We start from the raw sequence: 2,737 nt of genomic DNA on the forward strand, positions 1-2,737 counted from the left end.
GAGCCGTACGAAGGTGTCCGGACGGTCCGTCAGGAAGAAGTGGTCCCCGGGGAGGATCTCCAGCCGGAAACCGGCCGTGGTGTGACTCTTCCAGGCTGCGGCCTCCTCCGGCGCGACCTGTGGGTCCCGGTCCCCGGTCAGGCAGAGGACCGGCGTGTCCACCACGGCGTCGGGGGCCGGCCGGTACCGGGTGACCGCCCGGTAGTCGTTGCGCATGACGGGCAGGAGCAGGTCCATGAGTTCCGGGCTGCGGACGATCGCCGGGTCGGTGCCGCCGAGACCGGCAAGGTGGTCGAGGATCTCCTGGTCGGAGTCGAAAGCCGGGATCTCGCGCGGTGCCGACGGGGCGGTCCGGCCGGAAACGACGAGACGGCAGTGTGCCGTCGACCGATCGCGCCCGAGCCGGAGTACCGACTCGAAGGCGACGGACGCCCCCATGCTGTGGCCGACGAGCACGAGCGGCACGGGCTCCGCCGCCCATCGCCGCAGGGACGGCATCAGCCGGTCGGCGAGTCCCTCGACGGTCGCCACGAACGGTTCGCCGAGGCGCTCCTGCCGCCCCGGGTACTGGACGGCCGCGACGTCGTACCCCTCGGGGAACCGCCGCGCGAACGGCGCGTAGAACGAGGCGGCGCCGCCGGCGTGCGGAAAGAAGAGCACGCGCGCGCGAGGTGGCACGGCACCGCGCAGTGGTCTGATCCAGGGGTCCTTGCCCTCCATCGGCGCTCCCGCCCTTCCTCCCTGTGGCCGGGGTTGCGCGCCCGGCCGGCTTGGTGTGACCATCGCCGACCGTACGGTGCCCGCGCGCCGCCCGTCAGCAGGGCAGCGGAACCCTCCGGAAGCCGTGGGCCATGACCCGTCGGTCACCGGTCGTGAACCGTGGGCCGTCAGGGACGGTGGTAGCCCATGAGCGTTGTCGGTCCGAGGGCTGTCCGGTCGTGGCCGGCCCCGGCTGAGGTGATCTTTCCGGGGTTGGTGTGACCACGGCGTCGGCAGGTCCCGCGACAGGCTGACCACCAAGATCCACCCGGCGGCCGACGCCCGTTGCCGGCCCCCGGGTCCGCCCTCACCGCCGGACAGGCCGACGGTGCGCCCTCCTTCAGCGCCGTAGGAACGCCACCGCGCCCCATGCTGACCGTTTGCCGACCCGAGCGAGGTCGACCCAGCCGGTCTGCCGACGGCCAAGCCTTGTCGATCCGTCGGTCTGTCGACTTCGCGGTCCGGAGCCGTCAGCGGTCGTCGTGGCCTCCGTGCGAGCCGCCGCCGTGGTGGTCGTCCCGGCCGTCGTGCCGGTGGCCGAGCCGACGACGCCGATGCCGGGGCGCCGCACCTCGACGGTCACCTGCTCTCCCGCGTGCCCGGAGAATCCGTCGATGGAGACGAAGTCCCGGTCCGGGAAGATCGTGATGTTGTCCGGGAAGACCGGAACAGCGGCTTGGGCGGTGACGGGCGCCATCGAGGCGCTGATCACCATGCCGGAGATGACGAGGCCGGCAGCGGCGGTACGCTTCCCCCTGCCCCCGCCCCGCGCGAACTTGCTCATGACGACATTCCCCTCTGTGGCGACACACGGACCGACCGGCGCCGGGCGGTCGGCTGCGATGAGCGGGTTCCAAGGTCCCCGATTCCCGTGCACCGCGGCAGCCTCGTCTTGGGCACCCCCCTATCCCCCATCTGGAGGGGTCGTCCCTTCCCACGGCGTGCCGCGGGGCGACGTGAGCGGACGGTCCGGGCTCAGAAGGCGGGGCAACCGCACGCGTTGAAGCCCCGCCACGAGGTGACCGGGCTTTCAGTGTGTTCGAGGCGCCGCGTGCTACGCCGCCCGGCACGCCTTGCGCCCGGGGCGGAAACCCATTGCCCGACCGCCGGACGGGCAGCACATGGTGGACCGACAGCACCGGGCAACGACGAACGGACGGCCGTGGCGACCGCGTACAGCGCGTCCGCCACCGAGCACATCCCTGGACAGGCCCGGACGATCAGAATCACCGGCCACGGCGACCGCTCCGCCACAGTCGGCCGCAGCACCGGGACATGCCGGATGCCGCCCCGCTCCGAGGACCTTGGGGTCTGCGGGATGTGCGCCCCGCTGCTGCCGAACACCACCGTCCTGGTCCGCGCGGCCAAGCCGAGCCACACCAGCGGGCGGCCCGTGGCACAGGTGCCGGCCTCCGCGCGGCCGGGCGTTCCCGGCGGCTTCTCCTCCCTGGCCACGGCTCCGGCAGAAGGGGATCCGGCACCGGTGCGGCGATCCCGCCTCTCATCGAACCGGTCTCGCAGCCGGTGCACGAGGCAAGGAAGCTGAGCACAGGCAGCCCGGCACCACCCGGAGCAGGGTGCCTCTTCGGGCCCGCCTCCATCCCGCCTCGCGCGGGCCGGCTCCACCGGCGCCGTCCACGGAACCGGGGGCGGCCCAGTCCGCCGTCGGGGCCGCACCGCGTGTCCTGGTCGGTCGCCGGTCGGCCGGGTCAGCCGGCGAAGGCTTCGACGAGGGTCCAGGCGGCCAGGGCGGCCATGCAGGCACCGCCGATGCGCTGCACGGTCTTCAGGGGCACGCGCTTGGCGATGAACCGGCCGACGAGGAGGGCGAGGGCGGAGACGGACATCAGGGCGGCGGCGGAGCCGATGGCGGTGGGGAGCCAGCCGTTGGTGGCGGCGAGGTTGGCGGTGGTGATCTGGGTGAGGTCGCCCCATTCGCTGATGAAGACGGCCATGAACGCGGTGGTGCAGACGGGCC

Annotated in this window: 3 protein-coding genes; all 3 read right to left on the minus strand. The window is 73.1% G+C overall.

Translation table 11 applies throughout. The annotated features are described in order from the left end of the window. A partial coding sequence (locus tag RH94_RS04235; RefSeq protein WP_073946311.1) for a thioesterase II family protein occupies positions 1-720 on the minus strand: 720 nt, incomplete at its 3' end. A gap of 379 nt (positions 721-1,099) precedes the next feature. Continuing rightward, positions 1,100-1,543, minus strand: coding sequence for a hypothetical protein (locus tag RH94_RS04240; protein ID WP_073946312.1), 444 nt, complete (start codon positions 1,541-1,543; stop codon positions 1,100-1,102). Positions 1,544-2,468: 925 nt separating this feature from the next. Further along, positions 2,469-2,737, minus strand: a 269-nt coding sequence (locus tag RH94_RS04245) for a TMEM165/GDT1 family protein (protein ID WP_143203952.1), incomplete at its 5' end; no start/stop codon positions are given.

This window comes from Streptomyces kebangsaanensis (assembly GCF_001906585.1).
In the GTDB taxonomy this organism is placed as follows: Bacteria; Actinomycetota; Actinomycetes; order Streptomycetales; family Streptomycetaceae; genus Streptomyces; species Streptomyces kebangsaanensis.